Source organism: Methylocystis echinoides (assembly GCF_040687965.1).
Taxonomy (GTDB): domain Bacteria; phylum Pseudomonadota; class Alphaproteobacteria; order Rhizobiales; family Beijerinckiaceae; genus Methylocystis; species Methylocystis echinoides_A.
Genome location: NZ_CP156084.1, coordinates 2187616 through 2208838 on the forward strand (window position 1 = coordinate 2187616; position 21223 = coordinate 2208838).

A 21223-nucleotide genomic window follows, 5' to 3' on the forward strand; every position below is an offset into this window, starting at 1 on the left:
TCATCCTATGTAAGGCGTGACATAAAAGGTGAAGAAGATCGTCAGCCAGATCAGATCGACGAAATGCCAGTAGAGCGCAGCGATCGACAAAGCCGCGTGCCTTTCCCGATCAAAATAGCCGAGCAAAGACCACAGCAGAACGGCCGCGAGCATGAGCGCGCCAACGACGACATGGGCCATGTGGAAGCCCGTCGTGATAAAATAGGCGGAGCCGTAGGAGCCGGATCCAAGCGTGAAGGGCTTGTCGCGCCATTCGAGGACTTGGATGGCGAGAAAGACGACGCCAAGGAGAAGGGCGATCGCGAGCCCCAGCGATTGCGCCTTGGTTTTGCCGCGCGCCGCGCTTTTCTCCGCCCACCAGACGAAGGCGCTGCTCAACAGCAGGATGACCGTGTTCGGTCCCGCAAGACGCAGGCTCGGCGCCTCGGGAATCCATATGCGGCCGTATTGTACGACGAAGTAGTAATAGGTGAAAAGCAGATAAGCGAAGAGAGAGCCTTCCGTCATCACGACGGTCAGCATGCCCCACCAGCCGAAGGGTTTGTGACCGACGCTGCCGACCGGGAGTCGCCGAAGCGCTTCGTCAGACATGCGCCTGCTCCGAGATTTGTCCCATCGCGCGTTGCGGCCAAAGCCAGACGAGAAGGGCGGCGAAGAGCAGGAGCGTAAAGATCGTCGCGCCGATCCAGGCGTGAAGAAGCGCCGCCGCTCCGAGCGCCGTCGCCGCGAGCGCGGCAAGAAGCGGCGCCAGCGTATCGGGCGGCATTTTCTGGATGGCGTCCGGCTCGGCGTCGAGCGCCGTCGTCGTGAGCATCTCCTTGCCGTCGTCGAGAATCATGCCGCGCTGGAGGGAAGAACGCTCGCCACTCTCGTCGAGGCTGCCTTCCCAAAGCGGATGGCGGCTCGCGACGGCCGGAATGACGGCGAAATTATAAGTCGGCGGCGGAGAAGTCGTCGCCCATTCGAGCGTCGGCCCGCCCCAGGGATCGGGTCCCGCCGCGGCGCCATGACGGCGGCTTACATACATATTCACCAAAAGCAGCAAAACGCCCGCCGCCAAAATGAAGGCGCCGATGGTCGTCACCACATTGACAGCCGTCCAGCCGAGACCTTCGGGGTAAGTGTAAATCCGTCGCGGCATGCCCGCGAGGCCTGTCCAGTGCATGGGCAAGAAGGCGATATTGAAGCCGAGAAAGACGGTCCAGAAATTCCAGCGGCCGAGGCGTTCGTCGAGAAGACGTCCGGTCATTTTCGGGAACCAGACATAGAGCCCGCCCATCACGGCAAGCACATTGATGCCGATCAAGACGTAGTGAATATGGGCGACGACGAAATAAGTGTCGGTGAGCTGCTGATCGGCGGGCGCGGCCGCCGTCATCACGCCCGAGACGCCGCCGAGCGTAAACATCACGATGAATCCTGCGAAGAAGAGAAAGGCGGTGGAGAGCACCGGCCGCCCGGTCCAGATGGTGGCGATCCAGGCGAAAACCGCCACCGCGCTCGGAATGGTGATCACGAAGGAGGCGGCGCTGAAGAAGGAAAGCGCGAGGTAAGGAATGCCGGTCGCGAACATATGGTGCAGCCAGACGCCGAACCCCATCACCATGGTCGCGACAGTGGCGAGGACCACGACCGTATAGCCGACGAGCGGGCGACGACAAAAGATTGGCAGCGCGTCGGAGACGATGCCCATCGCCGGAAGAACGACGACATAGACCCAAGGATGCGCGAATATCCAGAAAAGATGCTGCCACAGAAGCGGCTGGCCTTGTCCGGAGTTGAAGAAATCCGTCCCAAACTGGCGATCCGTCCACAAGAGAAAGAAGGCGAGGCTGACCGCGGGAACGGAAAAGAGAATCCCGAAGGAGGCCGTCACCGTTCCCCATGTAAGGATGGGAACGCGGTTGATCGACATGCCCGGCGCACGGGCGCGCAGGAAGGTGACGACGAAATTCGCCGCGCCCGCCGTGGAGGAGACGCCGAACAGGATCATTCCGATAGCGTAAAAATCCATGTTGGGGCCGGGATTGTAACGCATCGACGCATAAGGCGGATAATTGAACCAGCCGTCGTTGGGCCCGTAACCCAAAACAAAGCCGGCGTAGATGAAAAGTCCCGAGAAGAGATAGATCCAGTAGGAGAAGGCGTTCAGTCTCGGAAACGCCATGTCGCGCGCGCCGAGAAGCAAAGGGAAGAGATAAACGCTGAAGCCGGAGAGAACGGGCTGCGCGTAGAGAAAAATCATTGTGAGGCCGTGCATCGAAAAGAGCTGATTATATTGCTCCGGCGTGAGCAGCGTCTTGTTGGGGCCGGCGAGCTGGACGCGCATGACGAGCGCCTCGAGCCCGCCAAGGATCAGAAAGATGAAGGCGGTGGCGATATAGCGCTTGCCATATTCCTTATGGTCTACGGTCGAAAGCCAACCGCGCAGACCGGCCTCGCCTTCCCATATTCGAGCAAGCCGCTCGCGCGCCGGAGCGCCCGATTGCTGCAGCTCGAGGGAGCGGTCAGAATCGGCGACAGCCATGCGCGTCTCCCTATTTCAAGCTTTGAACGTAGCGGCGGATCGCACCGAGTTCCGAGGCCTGCAAGTCCAGCGTCGGCATCTTGTTTCCGGGTTTGATCCGCTGCGGATCGGCAATCCAGCCGCTCAGAGTCGCCGTAGTGTTTTGCAGCGTGTTTGCTGCGATGCCGAGACGACTTGCAACATGCGTGAGATCGGGTCCGAGCTTGCCGCCGGCGAGCGTGCCGCGAACCGTGTGGCAGGCGCTGCAGCGGGCCTGAAACAGGGCCTCGCCTTCAATAAGGCCGCCTTGCTGCGCTTCGGCCGGGTGCAGCTGCGCCACGCGCCATGCCTGAAAGGCCTCCGGCGTCTCGGCGACGACGGCGATCGCCATATGGGCGTGTTGCTGCCCACAATATTCCGCGCATTGCCCGCGATAGACGCCAGGCTTTTCGGCCTCGAACCAGGTTACGTTTGTCTGACTGGGAATTAGGTCGATCTTCTCGCCGAGCGCTGGAATCCAGAAGGAATGGATGACGTCCTGTGTACGGACTTCCAGGCGCACCGGCGCGCCGATCGGAATATGCGCTTCATTGGCGGTCTCGAATGTTTGCGCGGGATCGTCGCTCTTGTAGCGGAACTGCCACCACCATTGATGGCCGATGACTTCGATGGTGAGCGCTGGGGCGCGCGGCGGTCTGTTGACCGCAGCCATCGTATAGGCGTTCCACGCCATGGAGGCGAAGAGCGCAAGCGTCGACAGCGCGACGCCGACGGTGATCCACGAGAGGCCGCCGCTGGGACGAAGGACCGGTTCGCGTTTCGCGTCTTCGGCTGCGAGCGACGTCCGTCGCATCGTTACGCCTGCCGCCGTCAGCAACGCGATGATGGCTACGACCGCAATTGAGAGGATCAGCAGCGCCCAGGTCAGCAGCGAGATTGCCTCCGCCTTTTCGCCGAAAGCCTCAAGATAATTCATCGCCGGGTCGGCGGGCGTCGGCATCAGCGTTTCTCGCTGGGTTTCTGGCCGAAACTGAAACGCTGCGTTTCCTTCCAGGGCGCCGCCGTGTCCGCAAATTCGGCGGGGACCTGTTCGATATTGAACGCCTCATGCGAGACGGTCTGCCCCCATGTCGAAGACGGCTCGCGGCTGATGCTGTGAATATAGGCGACGAGATCCCAGATGATGTTTTCGGGCAGCATGGCGCCCCAGGCGGGCATGCCGTTCGGCCGTCCCTGATAAATGCTCAGGTAGATATTCTGCGGTTCGCCGCCGTAAACGAAGAATTTGTTGCTGAGCGAAGGGCCCATGCCGCCGCCGGCATTGGGCGCGTGGCAACCACTGCAATTGAACGTATTGAAATAGCTCATCCCGCGCTGGATTGCTTCGGGATTGCCGCCAACCGGGTTTTTGATCGTCGGGCTCGGGCCGGTGTTTCCGGGCAGGAGCGTGGAGACGGGCGCCTCCAGTATTTGACGAGGGCTGGCGTAAGGCGGAACAGGCGCGCCTTGCGCTGCTGGGCCACTTGTCGGCGGCGGCTGCGGCTTCTCCGCCTCGGGCGAGGGCGCCACGGGCGCGGCGGGTTGAGGCGCCTGTTGCGCGGGCGGCGCAGGTTGCGGCGCGTGGCGACGAACGGGACGCGCCGGCGCCGAGGCGGCGGCGAGACTAAGGGCTGTAACAACGGCGAAGCGAGAGAGACGCCGCATGTGCATGGCCCGTTCTCCTAGCGAGCGCCTTTGGACGCGATGGGGACGCCGTAACGCTTGAGCAACGCGTCGATCTCCGCCCCCTTGTGCGCGATGATGTCATCGAGCCGCTGTCTCAACGCGGCGTCGCCTTTGCGCACGCCCATGGAGATGTCGAAGGAAAATTGCAGCGGCGCGAAGTCCTCGGTGTTCTCGATCGAGACGACGCGTAGCGGAACAGGCGAATTGAGCGCCGCATAGCCCGCGAGCGGGCCCCATGCCGCCGCGAGCTCGACGTCTCCCCTTTCCACCGCTTCAATCAACCGCGCCGGCGGAGCGGCGTCGCGATAATCGCCATAAATCGAATAGCCGATCACGTTGCCGACGATGCCCTGGTCGCCCAAGGCATGGGCGGGCGGCGCGCTCATGCCGTCGTCGCCAAAGAGAGGCACCCCAATTTTCAGCTTGCGCAACCGGGGATCCTTCAGCGAGGCGACGTCGATGTTGCGGTCCTCTCTCGAAACGAAGACATAGCTCGAGCGATAATAGGGACGCGTTGTCGCGACCGGGTCATACTGTGTCGGAACACCCATGACGACGTCGCAGAGCCCCGCCTTGAGCGTGTTGCGGATGAAGCCGCGGCGTTGCGCCCACCAGACGTAAGAGACTGTCCGGCCCATCTCGCGCGCCACGAGTTCGGCAAGCTTGTTCTCCAAGCCGTTTCCACTTGCGTCCGAAAAGGGGAGATTATTCGGATCCGCACAGATGCGCAGCACATTCGGATCAGCGCCTGCGGCGTTGTGGCCGCCGAGCGTTAAAACGAGTGCGGCGCATGTGGCGCACAGTGGATTTTTCAGCCGCATTCCAAGGTCCTCATGGCGCGGGCTGCTGGGGCGGCGCGCCGGCGTCGCCCAGCGAGAAGACGAGCAGCGTGCTGCCGCCGACGGTGTAGAGGGGCAAATCCTGCGTGGCGCCCACGAAGCCGAGCGCGCCATTGCGTACGCGCGGATCAATCTCGGCGTTGGCGACAACGCCGGGCCAGCCTCCGACGCCGGAGAGAATGGCGACATATTGAACGCCGTCGCGCCCCACATACGTCACCGGCTGACCGATGAAGCCGGACGGACCGCGAAACTGCCAGAGCAACTGGCCGCTCTTCGCGTCGAGCGCTTTGAACAGCCGGTCCATCGTTCCATAGAAGACAACGTCGCCCGCGGTCGCGAGGGCGCCGCTCCAGACAGGAAGTTTTTCAGTGATCGCCCACGCCTTGGCGCGTTTGACCGGGTCCCACGCGAGGAATTCGCCGCGATGCCCGCCCGGTCCGGCATACATGTCGACGGTCGCGCCGACGAAGGGCGTTCCTGCGATATAGCTCACTTCGCTCGCATTGAAATTGGCGCATAGATGCTGATGCGGAACGTAGAGCAGCTTCGTCCGCGGCGACCAGGCCATCGGCTGCCAGTCCTTGGCGCCGGGCGGCGCGGGGCAGATGTTTTCAACCGTCTTGTTGAGGACAGGCGCTAACGCGTCATTGGGCGCAATGCGGCCCGTCTTGAGGTCGACCCCCTTATAGACCGTGACCGTATCGTAAGGGTCCGCCGACAGGACCTCGCCCGTCGCCCGGTCCATAACATACATATATCCATTGCGCCCGGGATGGATCAGAACCTTGCGCAAGGCGCCGCCGATCTCCAGTTCGAGCAGGATATTTTCATTGACTTCGTCGTGGTCCCAAAGATCGTGCGGGCTCATCTGATAGGCCCACTTGGCGTGGCCGTTGTCGACGTCGCGGGCGAAGACCGTGCTTGTCCAAAGGTTGTCGCCGGGACGCTGGTTGGCGTTCCACGGACCTGGGTTGCCCGTGCCGTAGAACACCAGATTGGTCTCGGGATCATAGGAAAGCCATCCCCACACGGTGCCGCCGCCGGTGCGCCAGTGGTCGGCGGGCCAAGTCGCCACCCCGAGGTCTTTTCCCTTCATCCAGTCATAGTGCGGCTTGAAATCCCCGCCGACCAGCGTTTCAGCGTCAGGGCCGGTTGAGTAGGCGCGCCAGACAATTTTCCCGCTCGCTTGATCGACGGCCGTGAGCCAGCCGCGCACGCCCATTTCGCCGCCGCTATTGCCCGCCAGGACTTTTCCTTTGACGGCGAGCGGGGCCATGGTGATCGTCTCGCCGAGATTGATGTCGCCGAGCTTCGTCACCCAGAGTTCTTTCCCGCTCTGCGCATCGAGCGCGACCATGTGGTCGTCGAGCGTATTGAGAAAGATCTTGCCATTGTCATAGGCGAGGCCGCGGTTGACGACGTCGCAGCAGGCGACCCCTTTCGCGGCGAGATCGGGCTTTGGCGCATAGGACCATTTCAATTCGCCGGAGGCCGCGTCGATCGCGAACACCTGATTGGGGCGCGGACCATCGTAAGGGCCCACGACATACATGACGCCGTCGATCACGAGCGGCGCCGCCTCCTGGCCGCGATCGGCGCCGATCGAAAACGTCCATGCCAGTTTCAGTTTCGAAACATTGCCAGCGTTGATCTGATCGAGAGCGCTGAAGCGTGTATTGGCGTAATCGCGCGGCGCCATGGGCCAGTTGCGGGCGTCTGAGGAAAGCGCGTCGAGGGGCTGCTGGGCGAAGGCATGTGCGCCGAACGCGCTCGCTAAAAGCGCGATGCCGAGCCGCGCCGCCGCGGCGGACACAACAGTCGCAAGCGAGGGAATTTCCAGCATCGCCGCCTCTCTTATTGAAACGAAGCAATGGGGCCATTTGGAAAGGGGCTCCGGCAGGACGTAGCGCGCGCCGCCACGGGAGCGAGCAGAGCAATAGCGCGGCGCGGCGATTCGACTCGCCTTTCAGTGGATTGTCCCGGCGCCGCGACGCCGCCAGTTAAGGGGGCGTTCGCCATTGCAGTTGGAAGGAACAGGATGATGCGGCGGAAAGCGATGCGGCAGACGGCCTCGACAGAGGCGATCGTCAATGGGCTCGGCTGGTTTTCGCTCGGCCTCGGACTTCTCGAATTCTTCGCCCCGAAAAGCGTGGGCAGGCCGCTGGGCATGGAGCGGCAATCCACTCTGCTGCAGACGTACGGCCTCAGGGAAATGATCGCCGGCCTTGGCGTTCTCCTGTCGCGCCGGCCGGCGGCGTGGCTCTGGGCGCGCGCCTTCGGCGACGTCGTCGACATGGCGACCGTCGCGCCAAAACTAGGCAGTCGCGACGCGAGCGTGCGGAAGGCGAATGGCTTAGCGGCGCTGGCGATCGGCCTCGTCGCGGCGCTCGACGTCTATTACGCCATGAAGACGGCGCGCTGAACGGACGACGTCGGCGCTCTTGCAAACATTGGCCCGGACGTGTCCGGGCTCTCCGACATGGCGGAAAAACTCCAGAAATATTTTGAGCAAAGTTTGAGAAACGAGGGAAACCACCCGGGACGAATTTGACTCCAAGACGATGATCCCCGTTTTCCTTATCCTTTCACGCCGTTAAACCGTCGCCGCGCCGTCATACTCCGGAAATACGCCGGCTGGGCGATCAGGCTACCGTCGCCGAAGTGCAGGAATGGCGACGCGCGAGTTGACCTCGGCCGTAAAAAGAAGCCTATGCTCGACCGGCTCTCGCACATTGTGGAACGCGCAGCCCCTTCATGTCGCTCGCTGTAATCCTTCGCCAGCTGCCGCCCTACCAACGTGTCTTGGCGGGAGCCATCGCCGCCGGGGTTCTGGCCGGCGCGCTCTGGATTACTCGATCCGGAGGCGGCGGGAACGCCACCGCCCCTCATCAAGCCGGCGGAATGGGCGAGCGGGCCCAGATCATTCGAAGCCAAGGCAAAATCTTTATTCCGGAGGGCTCGCCCTATCGGGCGCGCGTCGCCGTTGCGCCGGCGCAGCAAAAAAGCATTAGCCGCAGCAAATTGGTCACGGGGACCGTCGAGGCCGATCCGACCCGCACGGTGAAGATCTTGGCCCCGGTGGCCGGTCGCGTCGCGGGTCTCGACGTCTCGCTCGGCGACACCGTGAAAAAAGGGCAGCGCCTCGCCACGATCGACTCTGGCGACCTCGCCCAGGCTGTCGCGGACGCCGAGAAGGCCCGCGCCACCGTCAAGCTCACAAAGAGCGCCCTGGAGCGCGCGGTCGGCCTCAATAAGGCCGGCGGCCTGGCGCTCAAAGAGCTGGAACAGGCGCAGAACGACTACCATCAGGCGACGTCCGAACTGAAGCGCGCGGAGGCGCGTCTAGAAGTGATCGGCGACAGCGGGACGGTCTCCGGCCAGCGGCAGATCGTCCTGACCTCGCCGATCGACGGGACCATCACCTCGCTCGATACCGCGCCCGGCGATTTCATCGATAACGCCACCGAGTCGATGATGACCATCTCCAATCTGGAGAAAGTTTGGGTGACCGCCAGCGTTCAGGAGAAGGACCTCGCCTTCGTCCAGAAGGACGAACGCGTCGAGGTGTCGCTGCTCGCCTATCCCGGCGAGGTGTTCACCGGTCGCGTGCAAGTCATCAGCCAATTGCTGGAGGCCGATACGCGGCGCAACAAGGTGCGCATCTCCTTCGACAATCCCTATGGCTTGTTCAAGCTGAACATGTTCGCCACGGTGCGTTTCTACGCGCCCGCCGCCCAGAGCGTCGTCGTCCCGCGTTCCGCGCTCTTCATCGTCAACGACACGACGAGCGTCTTCATCGAAGTCGCGCCTTGGACCTTTCAGCGGCGGCCGGTGGTAATCGAGAGCGATTACGAAGGGTCGACCATCGTCCGGGGACTCGAGCCGGGTCAGCGCATCGTCGTGCGCGGCGGAGTTCTGCTCAATGATTGAGCGCGCCGTCGAATTCTGTCTGCAGAGACGCCTCGTCGTCATTCTGGCGACGATCCTCGTCTTCATCTACGGCCTCTACGCCTGGACGCAGCTCAAGCTCGAAGCCTATCCCGACGTGGGCGACGTGACGGTGATCGTCACGACCCAGGCCAGGGGTCTCGCCGCGGAAGAGATCGAGCAACAGATCACCGTGCCGCTCGAGCGTGCGCTCGCGAGCACGCCCGGCCTCGTGACGATGCGCTCGACCAGCACTTTCGCGCTTTCGCTCATCACGCTGGTGTTCAAGGACGGCGTCGAAGATTACTGGGCGCGCCAGCGCGTTCTCGAGCGCGTCAGCCAGGCGCCGCTGCCGTCGAGTTTCCAGCCGACGCTCGGCCCATTGACAAGTCCGGTAGGAGAGATTCTCCGATATTCAGTCGAATCCGACGAGAAGAGCTTGGACGAACTGTCCGAGATTCAGCGCTGGATCGTCGTGCCCGCGCTCAATCAGGTTCCCGGCGTCGCAAGCGTCGCGAACTTCGGCGGCCTCACCCGGCAGTTCCAGCTCGAGGTCGATCCTTTGGCGCTTCAGCGCTATGGCCTGGGGCTCTCCGACATCTCCAACGCCATCACCAGCAACAGCGCGAGCTCCGGCGGCAGCCGCATCACGCGCGGCGAGCAGTCCTATGTGATCCGCAGCATCGGGCTTGTGCGCGATCTCGAGGACCTCGGCAATATCGTCGTCACCGAGCACAAGGGCACGCCGGTTCTCACCCGCGACCTCGGGACGCCGCGCATGAGCAGCCAGGAACGGGAAGGCGTTCTCGGCAAGGACCACAATTCGGACGCTATCCAGGGCACGGTCCAGATGCTCAAGGGCGAAAACGCCCAGCAGGTCCTTAAAGCGGTGCATGAGCGGCTGGAGCAGCTGCAGGCCGAGCTGGCGCCGCAAGGCGTGCGCATCGTCCCCTATCTCGACCGCAACGAGCTTGTCGACGCGACCGTCGAAAAGGTCGGCCATACGGTAGGGGAGGGCGTCGCGCTCGTCTTCATCGTGCTGATGCTCTTCCTCGGCAGCGCGCGCAGCGCGCTCGTCGTGGCGGTGACGATCCCGATCGCGCTGAGCGTCACCTTCATTTTGATGAACCTGACCAGGCTGCCGGCCAATCTGCTCTCGCTCGGCTCGATCGACTTCGGCGTCATCGTCGACGGCGCCATCGTCGTCACCGAGGCGATCCTGCGCGTGCGCGAACTCAATCCAACGCGCCCCTTGGAGACGGACGCGGTTCAATTCGTCGTCCGGCAGGTCGTCAATCCGATTTTCTTCGCCACTGTCATCATCATTACGGCCTATCTGCCGCTTTTGGGCCTCGAGCGCGTGGAGGCGAAGCTCTTCTCGCCGGTGGCCTATACAATCTCCTACGCTCTGTTCGGCGCGTTGCTGTGCTCGCTCTTTGTCGTGCCTGGCCTCGCCTATATCGCCTTCCACAAGCCGTCGCAGGTCTTCCACAATGTCATTTTGGAGCGGCTGCAGCAAAAATACGCCGAGCTGCTCGCCGCCTGCGTCGACAAGCCGAAAATCGTTTACGGGGCCGCCGGCGCCGCCTTGTTCGGCGTGATCGTCGCGGGCGCGACGATCGGGCGGGAGTTTCTGCCCAGCCTCGACGAAGGCTCGCTTTGGCTTCAGGTGCAGTTGCCGAGCGGCATTTCAGTGGGCAAGGCGCAGGAAATGGCGCGCGACCTCAGAAACGCCGTCCTCGAATTCCCGGAAGTCTCGTTCATCGTCACGCAGATCGGGCGCAATGACGACCGCACCGATCCCTGGACCACGAGCCATATCGAGGCGCCTGTCGGCCTCAAGCCCTATGGCGAATGGCCCTCGGGGGAGACCAAGGCGGAGTTCGTCCGCCGTCTGAATGAGCGGTTGACGCAATTGCCTGGAATCGACGCCGGCGTCAGCCAGCCGATCATCGATAATGTGAATGAACTCGTGAGCGGCGCGCACAGCGCCCTGGTCGTCAAGGTCTTCGGAGAAGATCTGCGGGAGATGCGACGCATCGCCAGCGACATCGTCTCGACGCTGAAAGAGACGCCCGGCACGACCCAGGCCTCAATCGTCCAGGAACCGCCAATTCCGCAGATCGCCTTCCACGTCGATCGCACCACTGCGGCCCGCTATGGCATCAATGTCGCGGATGTCGCCAATCTCATTCAGACTGGCGTCGGCGGAAGCCCGATCGGCCAGATCTATGTGAACGACCGAAGCTACGATGTGACCGTGCGGTTTCCGCCGGAGGCGCGCAACAGCCCCGAGGCGCTCGGCAATCTTCTCGTCAACACGACTTCCGGAGCCCAGATTGCGCTTTCGCAGATCGCCAAGATTTCCCTGCAGAACGGCGAGAGCGCCATTTCTCATGAGAAGACCAAGCGCGCCCTGACCGTTCGCGTCGATTACGACAATCGAGACCTCTCATCCTATCTGTCGGACGCGCAGGCGCGCATCGCCAAAAACGTGTCGTTCGATCCCGCGCTCTACAAACTGGTCTGGGGCGGCAAGTTCGAGAACCAGCAGCGGGCCCAGGCGCGGCTGCGGATCATCGTGAGCGCGGTTCTGGCGCTGATGCTGATGATCCTTTACATCGGCTTCGGCAAGTTGCGCCATGCGTTGCTCATCCTCGCAGTCGTGCCGCTCGCGACGCTCGGCGGCCTTGTCTCGCTGCACATCCGGACCGACAGCCTCAATGTCGCGACGGGCGTCGGCTTCCTTGCGCTTTTCGGCGTGGCCGTTCAGAACGGCATCATCATGGTCGCCAATCTCAATCGCACGAGCGCCGTTCGCATCGCCTCGGCGCGGGCGCGCTGGGTGGCCACAGAGGTCGGCCCGGACGCCATGCGGCGCGATGTCCTCGCGGCGATCAGAGCCGGCGTGATGGAAGGGGCGGCGGAACGGTTCCGGCCCGTGCTGATGACCTCTACAGTAGCCACCGTCGGCATGTTGCCGGCTGCGATGGCGACAGGCGTCGGCAGCGACGTTCAACGCAGTCTGGCGACCGTTATCGTCGGCGGCCTCATCGTCGCGACGCTGCTGACGCTTTTCATTCTGCCGAGCTTCTATTTCGTGATCGAGTGCTTCGTCCGGACGCGCGACGAAAAGCTCGTCGTGCGGGAAGGGACGTCGGCGCGATGAGGCGAGGGCCGGTCGAAAGGCTTTGGTTGTCGATGCGCGGCGCGGCGCTCGCAAGCGCCATCGCGCTTGGCGCTGGATCTCTTTCCGCCTGCTTTCCTGTCGGCCCCGACTTCGCCTCGCCGACGTCGCCCGAGGCGCGCCATCTCACGCCGGAACGCCCGGCTTCCCCTGGCGACGGGCAGCGCTTTGCGGAAGGCAAGGACATTCCGGCCGAGTGGTGGCGGCTGTTCAAATCCCCGGCGCTCGACGCGCTGGTGCGCGAGGCGCTGCAAAACAATCCGAGCCTGCAATCCGCCGAGGCCGCCGTCCGCGTCGCTTATTTCACGGCTGAGGCGCAAAAAGGCGGCTTCTTCCCTCAGCTTCTCTTCAACTCCAACGACAGCACCAATCTTCAGTCCAACAACAGGTCGCTTTCGAGCATCAATCAGGTCATTTTCAATCAGCTCTATCCGTCCCCCGCCAATGTTCTTTACAACGCGCCCTCGGTGAACACCCAGAACCCGCCGACCGCCAATTATGCGCTGCTGCTCAAGCAATTCACCGTGAGCTACACCCCCGATATCTGGGGCCAGAATCTGCGTGCGGTGGAATCGCTCGTTGCGCAGACCGAGGAGCAGCGCTGGCAGGTCGAGGCGGCGCAGCTTGCCCTGACCAGCAATGTCGTCGTCGCCGCGATCCAGGAGGCCTCGATCCGCGGGCAGATCGAGGCGACGAAGAACATCCTCACGATTCTTCGCGAGTCGCTCGACATCCTCAACCGGCAATATTCTTTCGGATCCATCGCCAAGGCCGACGTCATCGCCCAGGAAGCCGCGCTGGCCCAGGCCGAGCAGACGCTCCCGCCGCTTGAGAAACAGCTCGCGCTCCAGCGCAATCTTCTTACCGCGCTCGCGGGGCGCCTTTCCTTCGAGGGGCCGGGCGAGAGCTTCGAGCTGTCTCACTTCGCTCTGCCGGCGACCGTTCCGGTCAGCGTTCCCTCGCAGCTCGTGGCGCAGCGGCCGGACATCAGGGCGGCCGAGGCCAATCTCCATTCGGCCACTGCGGCGGTCGGCGTCGCGGTCGCCAACCGCCTGCCCAATCTCACGCTGTCCGGCAATCTTGGCGCGAGCGCGTTCAAGGTCGCCGAGCTCTTCACGCCTGGCACCGGCCTTTACATGGCGGCGGCGAACGTCACCCAGCCGATTTTCGACGGCATGACCCTTCTCAACAAGCAGAAAGCGGCCGAGGCGCAGCTTCAGCAGGCCGATGCGAGATACCGCGAAACCGTCATCAACGCCTTCCAGAACGTCACCGACGCGCTGCGCGCGCTGCAATCTGACGCCAAGGCCGTCACCACCGCCCGCAAGGCCGAGGACGCCGCCAAGCGTAACCTCGACATCGTGCGCATGCAGATGAAATACGGGCAGGTCTCGCAGATTGCGGTCCTCTACGCGCAGCGCGCCTATCTGCTGGCGTCGCTGTCGCTGGTGCAAGCGGAGGCCACCCGGCTTTCGGACACGGCCGGGCTGTTCATGGCGCTGGGCGGCGGCTGGTGGAACCGGGAGCCAGAGGTCGCACGGGCTCACTAGTTTCTGCTTTGTGTCTCGACCGTGGTCGCCCGCCACAATTTGGGGACATGCGCCTGCAGAAAGGGGTATAGCGGGGCATAGCTCGTAGAATTGGCGCGACGATGAGATGACCACCCGCACCTCCATTCTGCTCGTCGAGGACGACGCCGAAATCAACCAACTGATCACGCAGTATTTGGAAAAGCACGACATGGACGTCGTCGCCGTCTCCAACAGCGACGCCATGGATACGGCTCTTTCGAGCCGGGCTTTTGATCTCCTGCTGCTCGATCTTAACCTTCCAGGCGAGGATGGATTTTCAATCTGCCGGCGCGTCAGAGCCCAACAGACCCTTCCCATCATCATCGTCACCGCCAAGGGCGAAGACGTGGATAAAATCCTCGGACTCGAAATGGGGGCCGACGACTATGTCGTGAAGCCGTTCAACTCCCGAGAGCTGTTGGCCCGCATCCGCGCCGTCTTGCGTCGCGCCGAGACGCGCAACCGCGTCGGCGCCGGTCTTCCGCGCCAAACCTATCATTTCGCAGGTTGGCGCATAGAGCTTCTCTCCCGCGAGGTCGTTTCGCCCAAGGGGATCAAAGTCGCGATGACGGGGGCGGAGTTCGATCTTCTCCATGCCCTGTGCGAGAACCCTAATCGCATTCTCACCAGAGACCAGTTGATCAACCTCACACATGGACCAACGTCCGGTCCTTTCGAGCGAAGCGTGGACGTTCTGATCAGCCGGCTGCGACAAAAGCTCGAGAAGGACCCCAAAAATCCGGTGATCATTCTCACTGTGCGGTCGGAGGGCTACATGTTCGCGGCTTCGGTGACGCGCTCATGAATTTGCAAAGCATGGTTGCGCGTTTGGGTCCCGACCGGCTCGCCGGACAGATTACCTTGCTGATCCTCGGCGCGATCGTGACCTTTCAGACGATCGTGCTTGTCGCCTTTCACCTGCTCGACGTCGAGGGACGTCGCCATATCGTCGATCAGACGGATTTCGTCGCCAGCATCATCCTCGCGGTCGACGCCGCCCCCCTCGACGCGCGGCGCCATCTCCTGGACGAGTTCGCCCACGCTGTTCCTTTCGCCAATATTCACATTCGGCAGGAGCGTCCCGCCTCAGTGGACCTCGACGACCGGGAGCTCACGAACGAGAGTCGCGCCGTCAAATCGGACCTTTGGGCCGACGCTGAGGTTTTCGCCGCGTCAGCGCCAGAGGGCGGCGCGCCCGGCGTGCTGGCGGCCGCCTTGCGCAAGGGGGGTTACGCGCTCATTTCGATTTATCAGCATCGCAAGCCGCCGCGATCGGTGTGGCGATGGTTCTGGGAGCCGGAGCCTGGGACGCCTTTCTTCCTGACGCCTTGGGCGTTGTCGGCCATTCTGTTTTTCCTGTGCACCACGGTTCTCGTCGTGTGGGCGTCGGACGGAATCGTCGCGCCCCTCGTAAGACTCGCGCGGCACGCGGAACAATTCCCGGATCGTGGCGAAAGCGATGATCTCTTCGCCGAGCGCGGCCCCATGGAAGTGCGGGAGCTGACGCGCGCCGTCAACAGAATGCAGGAACGCATCCGCTCCATGATCGCGGCGCGCAGCCGCGTCCTCGCCGCCGTCAGCCATGATCTCAAAACCATCATCACTCGGTTGAACTTGCGGACGGACCTCGTCTCCGAACCCGATCTGCGGGCGAGGATGATGCGCGACATTTCCTTGATGGACGCGATGCTTCGGAAAAACCTCGAGCATTTGCGCGCCGAAAGCGACCGCGCAGACTATTCGCTCGTCGACATCGACAGCGTTCTCCAGACAGTCGCGGATCAGTTCGCCGACCTGGGCTACAGAGTGAATTATCGGGGCGGCGCCCATTATATGATTCTCGGCTCTCTAACCGAAATGCAGCGTGTTTTCACCAATCTGGTCGAAAACGCCATCCACCATGCCGGGGCCGTCGAGATCGACGTGCGCCCGATCGGCGAGGAAGGTCTGCAGATCGACGTGATGGATGACGGCCCCGGCATACCGGACAGTGATAAGGCGGCGATCTTCGAGCCCTTCGTTCGCGGCGAGCCGGGCAGGACAATCAGCAATCACACCGGCTTCGGGCTCGGCCTGTCGATCGTTCGCGCGCTCGTCGAGCATCACGGCGGCGGGGTCGAACTTCTCGATCGCGAACCGCACGGGCTCATCGTTCGCGTCGTGCTTCCCTTGCAAGACGGCTGAGCGCGCGGCTTCCTGCAAAAGAAAAGGCGCCAGCATGTCGCCATGCTGACGCCGACGTTCTGTGTGCGCTGATGGAGGATCAGCGCGAATAGAATTCGATCACGAGGTTGGGCTCCATCTGGACCGGGTAGGGCACTTCCGTCGCATGGGGGACGCGGGAAAGCTTGGCGGTCATTTTGGAGTGGTCGACGTCGTAATATTCGGGCACGTCGCGCTCGGCGAGGCCGACCGATTCGAGCACAGTCACCGCCTGCTTCGAGGCTTCCTTCACTTCGATCACATCGCCGACCTTCACGAGGTAGGACGGGATGTTGACGCGGCGGCCGTTGACGCGGATGTGCCCGTGGTTGACGAACTGACGAGCCGCGAAGACGGTCGGCACGAATTTGGCGCGATAGACGATCGCGTCGAGGCGGCGCTCCAGGAGGCCGATCAGATTGTCGCCCGAGTCGCCCTTCATGCGGATCGCTTCGGCGTAATATTTGCGGAACTGCTTCTCGGAAATATTGCCGTAGTAGCCTTTCAGCTTCTGCTTCGCCTTCAGCTGCGTGCCGTAGTCGGAGAGCTTGCCCTTGCGGCGCTGGCCATGCTGGCCGGGGCCGTATTCACGGCGGTTCACCGGGCTCTTCGGGCGGCCCCAGATGTTCTGCCCCAGGCGGCGGTCGAGCTTATATTTGGCTTCTGCGCGCTTCGTCACTTTACTCTTGTCCTCTCATGGTCGCGTCCAGCGGCGAGAGGCGAAAAGACGAAAGCGCGCGGTCAGGGCCTTTGCCCTGGCGCCTCATCGAACCGCGTCTCCCGCTGGTCCCGGCTGCGCCGGGGTTGGGAACGCGCCCTCCTCTGCCGGATATCCGGCCGACAGGCGCTCGGTAGGAGCGCCACGGGTGCTCGCCCGGCGCGAATATTTCGCGTCAGGCTGACCGGGGAGCTAAACGAAGGCGCTCCCCGAGTCAAGCGATTCCCTGAAGATCCGCCGTCTTATGGCAGCCAATCGATCGGAAAGCCTTCGTCGTAGGGGACGATCATATCGGCGTTGTAAGGCGGACGCTGCGGCAGGGTCTCCTGCATGTACCAGCTGCGCTGCGCCGTCTGGACAGGATCCTTGTTGTAATAAGTCTGCTGCAGCATGTAGCGATTGGTGCTGCCGACCGGCACCTTCGTGCCCGGATCGAGCCAGCTGCGGCGCTCGACGTCGATCGTGCGCCCGTTCGAGGCGAGCAAAGCGTCGTTCGAAACCGAGTAGGCCGGCGGGCGATAGCGCGATTTGGCGAGCGCGTCTCCGCCCGCGGCCATTGCGACCAGGCAGGCGAGGCCCACCGAAAGCTTAAGTCCCTTGCGCATCTCCATCCTCTTCAGGCTCAAACGCTTCGATCTCATCATATAGGATCGGACGGCAAAGCGATACGCCTTCGGCCTTGGTTTAGTTATTTACGGTTTCAGCTTGCGCGGCCCCCGCCTGCGCCACGGGGCGGGCCTTTCTCGCCTGCGCCGCGGGCTTCGCCGGCTTTGCGCGGCTTACGGCGGCCTTACGCGGGATCGAGGCGGTCATGTCGTCGCGTGACACGTTACAGCCCTTGCCGCGCGCGATCTCGGCGTTGAGAAAGAAGTCGTTCAGCGCCTTGTTGTCGCTTCCCGAGGAATAATTCAGCCCGTCGAGGATGCAGGCGAAGGCGACCCGGTCGATCGGCTTCGCCGCCGAGCCGCAGACGACGCCCGCGATCTCCAGGGGAACCTTGGCGTCCACGAGCCGCGCCGCAAGGCAGGCGCGTTCGGCCGCCTCGACGCCCTCGCCGCCGGGCTGCGAGAGGCGGATGTCGGCGGCTTCGAAAGCGCCGAAGCGCGTCGAAAGCGTCGCGCGCTGACCGATCTTCGCGACATTGAGGCCCGCGTCGCGGGCGTGGCGGGTCATGTCGAGGAAGAAATCGGTATGCGTCGCCGCGGGATCGAGCTCGGGGTGGACGTCGACGCGCAGGAAGGGGGCGCCCATGGCGAACTGGCCCACGGTCAGCCGGTCGATTCGCGGCCCGCCGTCCTTGGCGTCGCCGACCGTGGCCATCTTTTTCTCCCGCGCGAATTCGGGGGCCTCGATATCGAGGCTGGCGACGGCGCTCGCCCCGGCCGGCTCCGGCTCGACGCTCGCCTTGGCCGAGATTTTGGCCGGCGCTTCCGCCGTGGCGGGCGCGCCGGCGTCGGCCAGAGGCGAGGAAGGGACGGGGTGGCGCGCAAAAAGCGCCGCCATGGCGAGAATGAGAGAGGCCCCGACGCCCATGCCAAGCGCGGCGCGAACGCCCATGGGTCGCGCGCGGATCGGGCCGAGGGCCGCCGTGGCGTCGTCTTGGTCGAAAGTGTTCGCACGCATCACGCTACTCCGGCGTCGCGCGTTCAAGCGCATGTCTACAACAACCGTATGTTGCGTGCTTTTCAGAAAACTAAGGTTAACGAGCGGCGCCGCCTCGCCTCGTGGTTAACGCAAGGTAAAATCGCGCCAAGGCAGAAAAAAAGCCTGCGCGTGGTCCGCGCAGGCTTTCTGTGGTCTCGCTGACGGAGAGGATTACTCCTCGCCCTTCTTGCCCTTCTTCGGCCCCTCTTCGCGGGCCTTCAGGGCCGCGCCGAGAATGTCGCCGAGCGACGCGCCGGAGTCGGCCGAGCCATATTGAGCGATGGCTTCCTTCTCCTCCGCGACTTCGAGCGCCTTGATCGAGACGGCGACCTTGCGCGCCTTGCGGTCGAAGAGGGTGACGCGGGCGTCGACCTTTTCCCCGACGGCGAAACGCTCGGGGCGCTGGTCGGCGCGGTCACGGGCGAGTTCGCTGCGCTTGATGAAGGTCGTCAGATCAGTGCCGGCGATCTTCACGTCGATGCCCGAATCCTTGACCTCAATCACTTCGCAGGTGACGACGGCGCCCTTCTTGACGTCGCCGCCTTCTTCGCCGCCGCCCACGGAGGCGAAGGGATCGCCCGCAAGCTGCTTGACGCCGAGCGAGATGCGCTCCTTCTCGACGTCGACGTCGAGAACCTGAGCGTTGATCACGTCGCCCTTCTTGTATTCCTCGATGACCTGCTCGCCCGGACGGTTCCAGTCGAGGTCGGAGAGATGGACCATGCCGTCCACATCGCCATCGAGGCCGATGAAGAGGCCGAACTCGGTCTTGTTCTTGACCTCGCCCGAGACGGTCGAGCCCACCGGATGCTTCTCGGCGAAGGCCTCCCACGGGTTCTGCAGCGTCTGCTTGAGGCCCAGCGAGATGCGGCGCTTGACCGGATCGACCTCGAGCACCTGAACGTCGACTTCCTGGCTGGTCGAAACGATCTTGCCGGGATGGACGTTCTTCTTGGTCCAGCTCATCTCGGAGACGTGGACCAGACCCTCGATGCCCGGCTCCAGCTCGACGAAGGCGCCATAGTCGGTGATGTTCGTCACGCGGCCGTGGAACTTCGCGCCGATCGGATATTTGGCCTCGATGCCCTGCCAGGGATCCTCGAGCAGCTGCTTCATGCCGAGCGAGATGCGGTGCGTCTCGTGATTGATCTTGATGATCTTCACCTTGACGGTCTGACCGATGGTCAAAACCTCGGACGGATGATTGACGCGCCGCCAGGCGATGTCGGTGACGTGCAGCAGGCCGTCGATGCCGCCGAGATCCACGAAGGCGCCGTAGTCGGTGATGTTCTTCACGACGCCGTCGATCACCTGCCCCTCTTCGAGGTTGGCGACGATCTCGTGACGCTGTTCGGCGCGGCTCTCTTCGAGCACCGTGCGGCGCGAGACGACGATATTGCCGCGGCGGCGATCCATCTTCAAAATGTGGAACGGCTGCGGCACGTTCATCAGCGGGCCGACGTCGCGGATCGGACGGATGTCGACCTGCGAGCGCGGCAGGAAGGCCACGGCGCCGTCGAGGTCGACGGTAAAGCCGCCCTTGACCTGATTGAAGATGACGCCCTCGACCTTCTCATTGGTCTCGAAGGCCTTTTCGAGCTTGACCCAGCTCTCCTCGCGGCGCGCCTTGTCGCGCGAGATGACGGCCTCGCCGAGCGCGTTCTCGACGCGCTCCAGATAGACCTCGACCTCCTCGCCGACCTGCGGCGCGGGATCGCGGCCATAGCCGGTGAATTCCTTGAGGGGCACGCGGCCTTCGGTCTTCAGCCCGATGTCGATGACGGCGACGTCCTTCTCGATGGCGACGACGCGCCCCTTGATGACGGAACCCTCGAAAGCCTCGTTATCGCCGTAGCTCTGTTCGAGCAGGGCGGCAAAATCTTCGCGCGTGGGGGCGCGATCGGTCGTGGCGGACATTTTTTCTCCTGGGGGCCCCGGTCGGGGCGGCGCCGGCGAAAGGTTTGCGTTACGGTCGGTTTTCGACGATCGGAACGTCTCAGCGCCGCGCAGGGCGCGAGGAGACGAAAAGTTCGCTGTCGCGAACTGGCCGGCGCGGCCCGAAGGACGAAAACCAAGTGGTTTGCGCGGGGGAAAAAACCCTTCGCGCGCCTGCTATCTATCAGCGCGCGGCGCTCGCGGCAAGCGCCGCCGCCGCGGCTTTGTTGCTGCATTGCAGAATATGAGTTATTGCAGTGCGACAAGCCTTAGCATTCATCCTGCGCCAGCTCGTTCGCCGTTTGGCCAAAATCTGCTAGCGAAAGCGGCGCCAGCTGCTAATCTCCCCGAGCGGCGAAACGATGCAGCCGCACTCTGGAGAACTCAATGAAGGCAAAGATATTCGGCGGCGCGGCGGCCGCCCTTGCCACGGTAGCCCTGGCGCTCGGCGCGCCCCCGGCGGAGGCCAGGCACAAGGCGCACCGCGCCCCCAAGGCGGCGGCCGAGAAACACAAATGCGGGGGCAAGAACGGCTGTCCGGCCATGAGCAAGACTGAGGACAAGGCCCCGGCGCCCGAGAAGCCCGCCGACGCCAAGCCGGCGGAGTCGAAGCCGGCCGAGGGCAAGTAATTCCCTTTCGGCGCCACGTCTTCCCGGAGACCCGGGAGGGGCGCCGTTTCAGCCCGGACGAGGGCGTTTTGCAGAGGAGAAACTTATGAAGACCAAGGTCGTTTCCGGTTCGGCGCTCGCCGCCGCCGCTTTCGCGCTCGCCCTCAACGGCGCGGCGGTCGCGCCGGCCCATGCGCATGTCTCGGCCACCCACGCCAAGTCCCACTGCGGCGCCAAGGGCACCTGCCATCACAAGGCCCGCTGCCATCACAAGGCGCAGTGCCATCACCACAAGGGCCACTGCAATATGAAGAGCAAGTGCCACTCCAAGTAACGGTCGTGCGCCGGACCCCCGCG

The 21223-nt window shown here is 63.4% G+C and carries 18 protein-coding genes; 8 read left to right on the forward strand and 10 right to left on the reverse strand.

The window, feature by feature from the left end; genetic code table 11:
• The 6 genes from RVU70_RS10640 to RVU70_RS10665 are packed head-to-tail and all read right to left on the reverse strand — an operon-like array spanning position 1 to position 6916.
• On the reverse strand, positions 1–591 hold the full coding sequence (locus RVU70_RS10640) for a cytochrome c oxidase subunit 3 (RefSeq protein WP_363346041.1): 591 nt from the start codon (positions 589–591) through the stop codon (positions 1–3).
• A complete protein-coding gene (gene ctaD / locus RVU70_RS10645) occupies positions 584–2527 on the reverse strand; it encodes a cytochrome c oxidase subunit I (RefSeq protein WP_363346043.1) in 1944 nt (647 codons plus the stop codon). The genes RVU70_RS10640 and ctaD overlap by 8 nt, the downstream gene beginning before the upstream one ends.
• A gap of 10 nt (positions 2528–2537) precedes the next feature.
• Complete coding sequence (gene coxB, locus RVU70_RS10650) at positions 2538–3506, reverse strand: cytochrome c oxidase subunit II (RefSeq protein WP_363346045.1); 969 nt, start codon at positions 3504–3506, stop codon at positions 2538–2540.
• A complete protein-coding gene (locus tag RVU70_RS10655; RefSeq protein WP_363346047.1) occupies positions 3506–4210 on the reverse strand; it encodes a c-type cytochrome in 705 nt (234 codons plus the stop codon). The genes coxB and RVU70_RS10655 overlap by 1 nt, the downstream gene beginning before the upstream one ends.
• 17 nt (positions 4211–4227) lie before the next feature.
• Positions 4228–5052 (reverse strand): substrate-binding domain-containing protein, encoded by an 825-nt coding sequence (locus RVU70_RS10660; RefSeq protein ID WP_363346048.1) that lies wholly within the window; start codon positions 5050–5052, stop codon positions 4228–4230.
• 10 nt (positions 5053–5062) lie between these two features.
• Complete coding sequence (locus RVU70_RS10665) at positions 5063–6916, reverse strand: PQQ-dependent dehydrogenase, methanol/ethanol family (RefSeq protein WP_363346050.1); 1854 nt, start codon at positions 6914–6916, stop codon at positions 5063–5065.
• 195 nt (positions 6917–7111) lie between these two features.
• Here RVU70_RS10665 and RVU70_RS10670 point away from each other — a divergent pair, with 195 nt between their 5' ends.
• From RVU70_RS10670 to RVU70_RS10695, 6 genes are all read left to right on the forward strand, one after another.
• Positions 7112–7495 (forward strand): hypothetical protein, encoded by a 384-nt coding sequence (locus tag RVU70_RS10670; protein WP_363346052.1) that lies wholly within the window; start codon positions 7112–7114, stop codon positions 7493–7495.
• A 479-nt stretch (positions 7496–7974) separates the two neighbouring features.
• Positions 7975–9003, forward strand: coding sequence for an efflux RND transporter periplasmic adaptor subunit (locus tag RVU70_RS10675; protein WP_363346054.1), 1029 nt, complete (start codon positions 7975–7977; stop codon positions 9001–9003).
• A complete protein-coding gene (locus tag RVU70_RS10680; RefSeq protein WP_363346056.1) occupies positions 8996–12169 on the forward strand; it encodes a CusA/CzcA family heavy metal efflux RND transporter in 3174 nt (1057 codons plus the stop codon). Before RVU70_RS10675 ends, RVU70_RS10680 begins: the two co-directional genes overlap by 8 nt.
• 32 nt (positions 12170–12201) lie before the next feature.
• Entirely contained in the window at positions 12202–13737 is a 1536-nt protein-coding gene (locus tag RVU70_RS10685; RefSeq protein WP_363351298.1) for an efflux transporter outer membrane subunit, read from the forward strand.
• Between the two features lie 106 nt (positions 13738–13843).
• Positions 13844–14563 carry a response regulator transcription factor gene (locus RVU70_RS10690; RefSeq protein WP_363346058.1) on the forward strand — a complete coding sequence of 240 codons (720 nt, stop codon included), beginning with the start codon at positions 13844–13846 and terminating at the stop codon, positions 14561–14563.
• Between the two features lie 11 nt (positions 14564–14574).
• Positions 14575–15942 carry an ATP-binding protein gene (locus RVU70_RS10695; protein ID WP_363346060.1) on the forward strand — a complete coding sequence of 456 codons (1368 nt, stop codon included), beginning with the start codon at positions 14575–14577 and terminating at the stop codon, positions 15940–15942.
• A gap of 79 nt (positions 15943–16021) precedes the next feature.
• On the opposite strand, the gene rpsD is transcribed toward RVU70_RS10695, so the two are convergent.
• The 4 genes from rpsD to rpsA form a co-directional block, all read right to left on the reverse strand.
• Entirely contained in the window at positions 16022–16639 is a 618-nt protein-coding gene (rpsD, locus tag RVU70_RS10700; protein WP_363346062.1) for a 30S ribosomal protein S4, read from the reverse strand.
• A gap of 281 nt (positions 16640–16920) precedes the next feature.
• Positions 16921–17283, reverse strand: coding sequence for a hypothetical protein (locus RVU70_RS10705; protein WP_363346064.1), 363 nt, complete (start codon positions 17281–17283; stop codon positions 16921–16923).
• 79 nt (positions 17284–17362) lie between these two features.
• Positions 17363–18301: a hypothetical protein gene (locus tag RVU70_RS10710; protein ID WP_363346066.1), complete on the reverse strand. Its 939-nt coding sequence runs from the start codon at positions 18299–18301 to the stop codon at positions 17363–17365.
• A 192-nt stretch (positions 18302–18493) separates the two neighbouring features.
• The gene (gene rpsA / locus RVU70_RS10715; RefSeq protein WP_363346068.1) at positions 18494–20239 is read right to left on the reverse strand and encodes a 30S ribosomal protein S1; all 1746 of its coding nucleotides are present in this window, start codon (positions 20237–20239) and stop codon (positions 18494–18496) included.
• Between the two features lie 405 nt (positions 20240–20644).
• On the opposite strand from rpsA, the gene RVU70_RS10720 reads away from it, so the two are divergent.
• Both RVU70_RS10720 and RVU70_RS10725 read left to right on the forward strand, forming a co-directional pair.
• Positions 20645–20887, forward strand: a complete 243-nt coding sequence (locus tag RVU70_RS10720) for a hypothetical protein (protein WP_363346070.1) — start codon at positions 20645–20647, stop codon at positions 20885–20887.
• Between the two features lie 85 nt (positions 20888–20972).
• Entirely contained in the window at positions 20973–21200 is a 228-nt protein-coding gene (locus RVU70_RS10725) for a hypothetical protein (protein WP_363346072.1), read from the forward strand.
• Positions 21201–21223 lie beyond the last annotated feature (23 nt).

Bases quoted from the DNA above. Each gene is read 5' to 3' on its own strand.
- RVU70_RS10640 (WP_363346041.1), bottom strand. From the start codon at position 591: ATGTCTGACGAAGCGCTTCGGCGACTCCCGGTCGGCAGCGTCGGTCAC.
- ctaD (WP_363346043.1), bottom strand. From the start codon at position 2,527: ATGGCTGTCGCCGATTCTGACCGCTCCCTCGAGCTGCAGCAATCGGGC.
- coxB (WP_363346045.1), bottom strand. From the start codon at position 3,506: ATGCCGACGCCCGCCGACCCGGCGATGAATTATCTTGAGGCTTTCGGC.
- RVU70_RS10655 (WP_363346047.1), bottom strand. From the start codon at position 4,210: ATGCGGCGTCTCTCTCGCTTCGCCGTTGTTACAGCCCTTAGTCTCGCC.
- RVU70_RS10660 (WP_363346048.1), bottom strand. From the start codon at position 5,052: ATGCGGCTGAAAAATCCACTGTGCGCCACATGCGCCGCACTCGTTTTA.
- RVU70_RS10665 (WP_363346050.1), bottom strand. From the start codon at position 6,916: ATGCTGGAAATTCCCTCGCTTGCGACTGTTGTGTCCGCCGCGGCGGCG.
- RVU70_RS10670 (WP_363346052.1), top strand. From the start codon at position 7,112: ATGATGCGGCGGAAAGCGATGCGGCAGACGGCCTCGACAGAGGCGATC.
- RVU70_RS10675 (WP_363346054.1), top strand. From the start codon at position 7,975: ATGGGCGAGCGGGCCCAGATCATTCGAAGCCAAGGCAAAATCTTTATT.
- RVU70_RS10680 (WP_363346056.1), top strand. From the start codon at position 8,996: ATGATTGAGCGCGCCGTCGAATTCTGTCTGCAGAGACGCCTCGTCGTC.
- RVU70_RS10685 (WP_363351298.1), top strand. From the start codon at position 12,202: ATGCGCGGCGCGGCGCTCGCAAGCGCCATCGCGCTTGGCGCTGGATCT.
- RVU70_RS10690 (WP_363346058.1), top strand. From the start codon at position 13,844: ATGACCACCCGCACCTCCATTCTGCTCGTCGAGGACGACGCCGAAATC.
- RVU70_RS10695 (WP_363346060.1), top strand. From the start codon at position 14,575: ATGGTTGCGCGTTTGGGTCCCGACCGGCTCGCCGGACAGATTACCTTG.
- RVU70_RS10705 (WP_363346064.1), bottom strand. From the start codon at position 17,283: ATGCGCAAGGGACTTAAGCTTTCGGTGGGCCTCGCCTGCCTGGTCGCA.
- RVU70_RS10710 (WP_363346066.1), bottom strand. From the start codon at position 18,301: ATGCGTGCGAACACTTTCGACCAAGACGACGCCACGGCGGCCCTCGGC.
- rpsA (WP_363346068.1), bottom strand. From the start codon at position 20,239: ATGTCCGCCACGACCGATCGCGCCCCCACGCGCGAAGATTTTGCCGCC.
- RVU70_RS10720 (WP_363346070.1), top strand. From the start codon at position 20,645: ATGAAGGCAAAGATATTCGGCGGCGCGGCGGCCGCCCTTGCCACGGTA.
- RVU70_RS10725 (WP_363346072.1), top strand. From the start codon at position 20,973: ATGAAGACCAAGGTCGTTTCCGGTTCGGCGCTCGCCGCCGCCGCTTTC.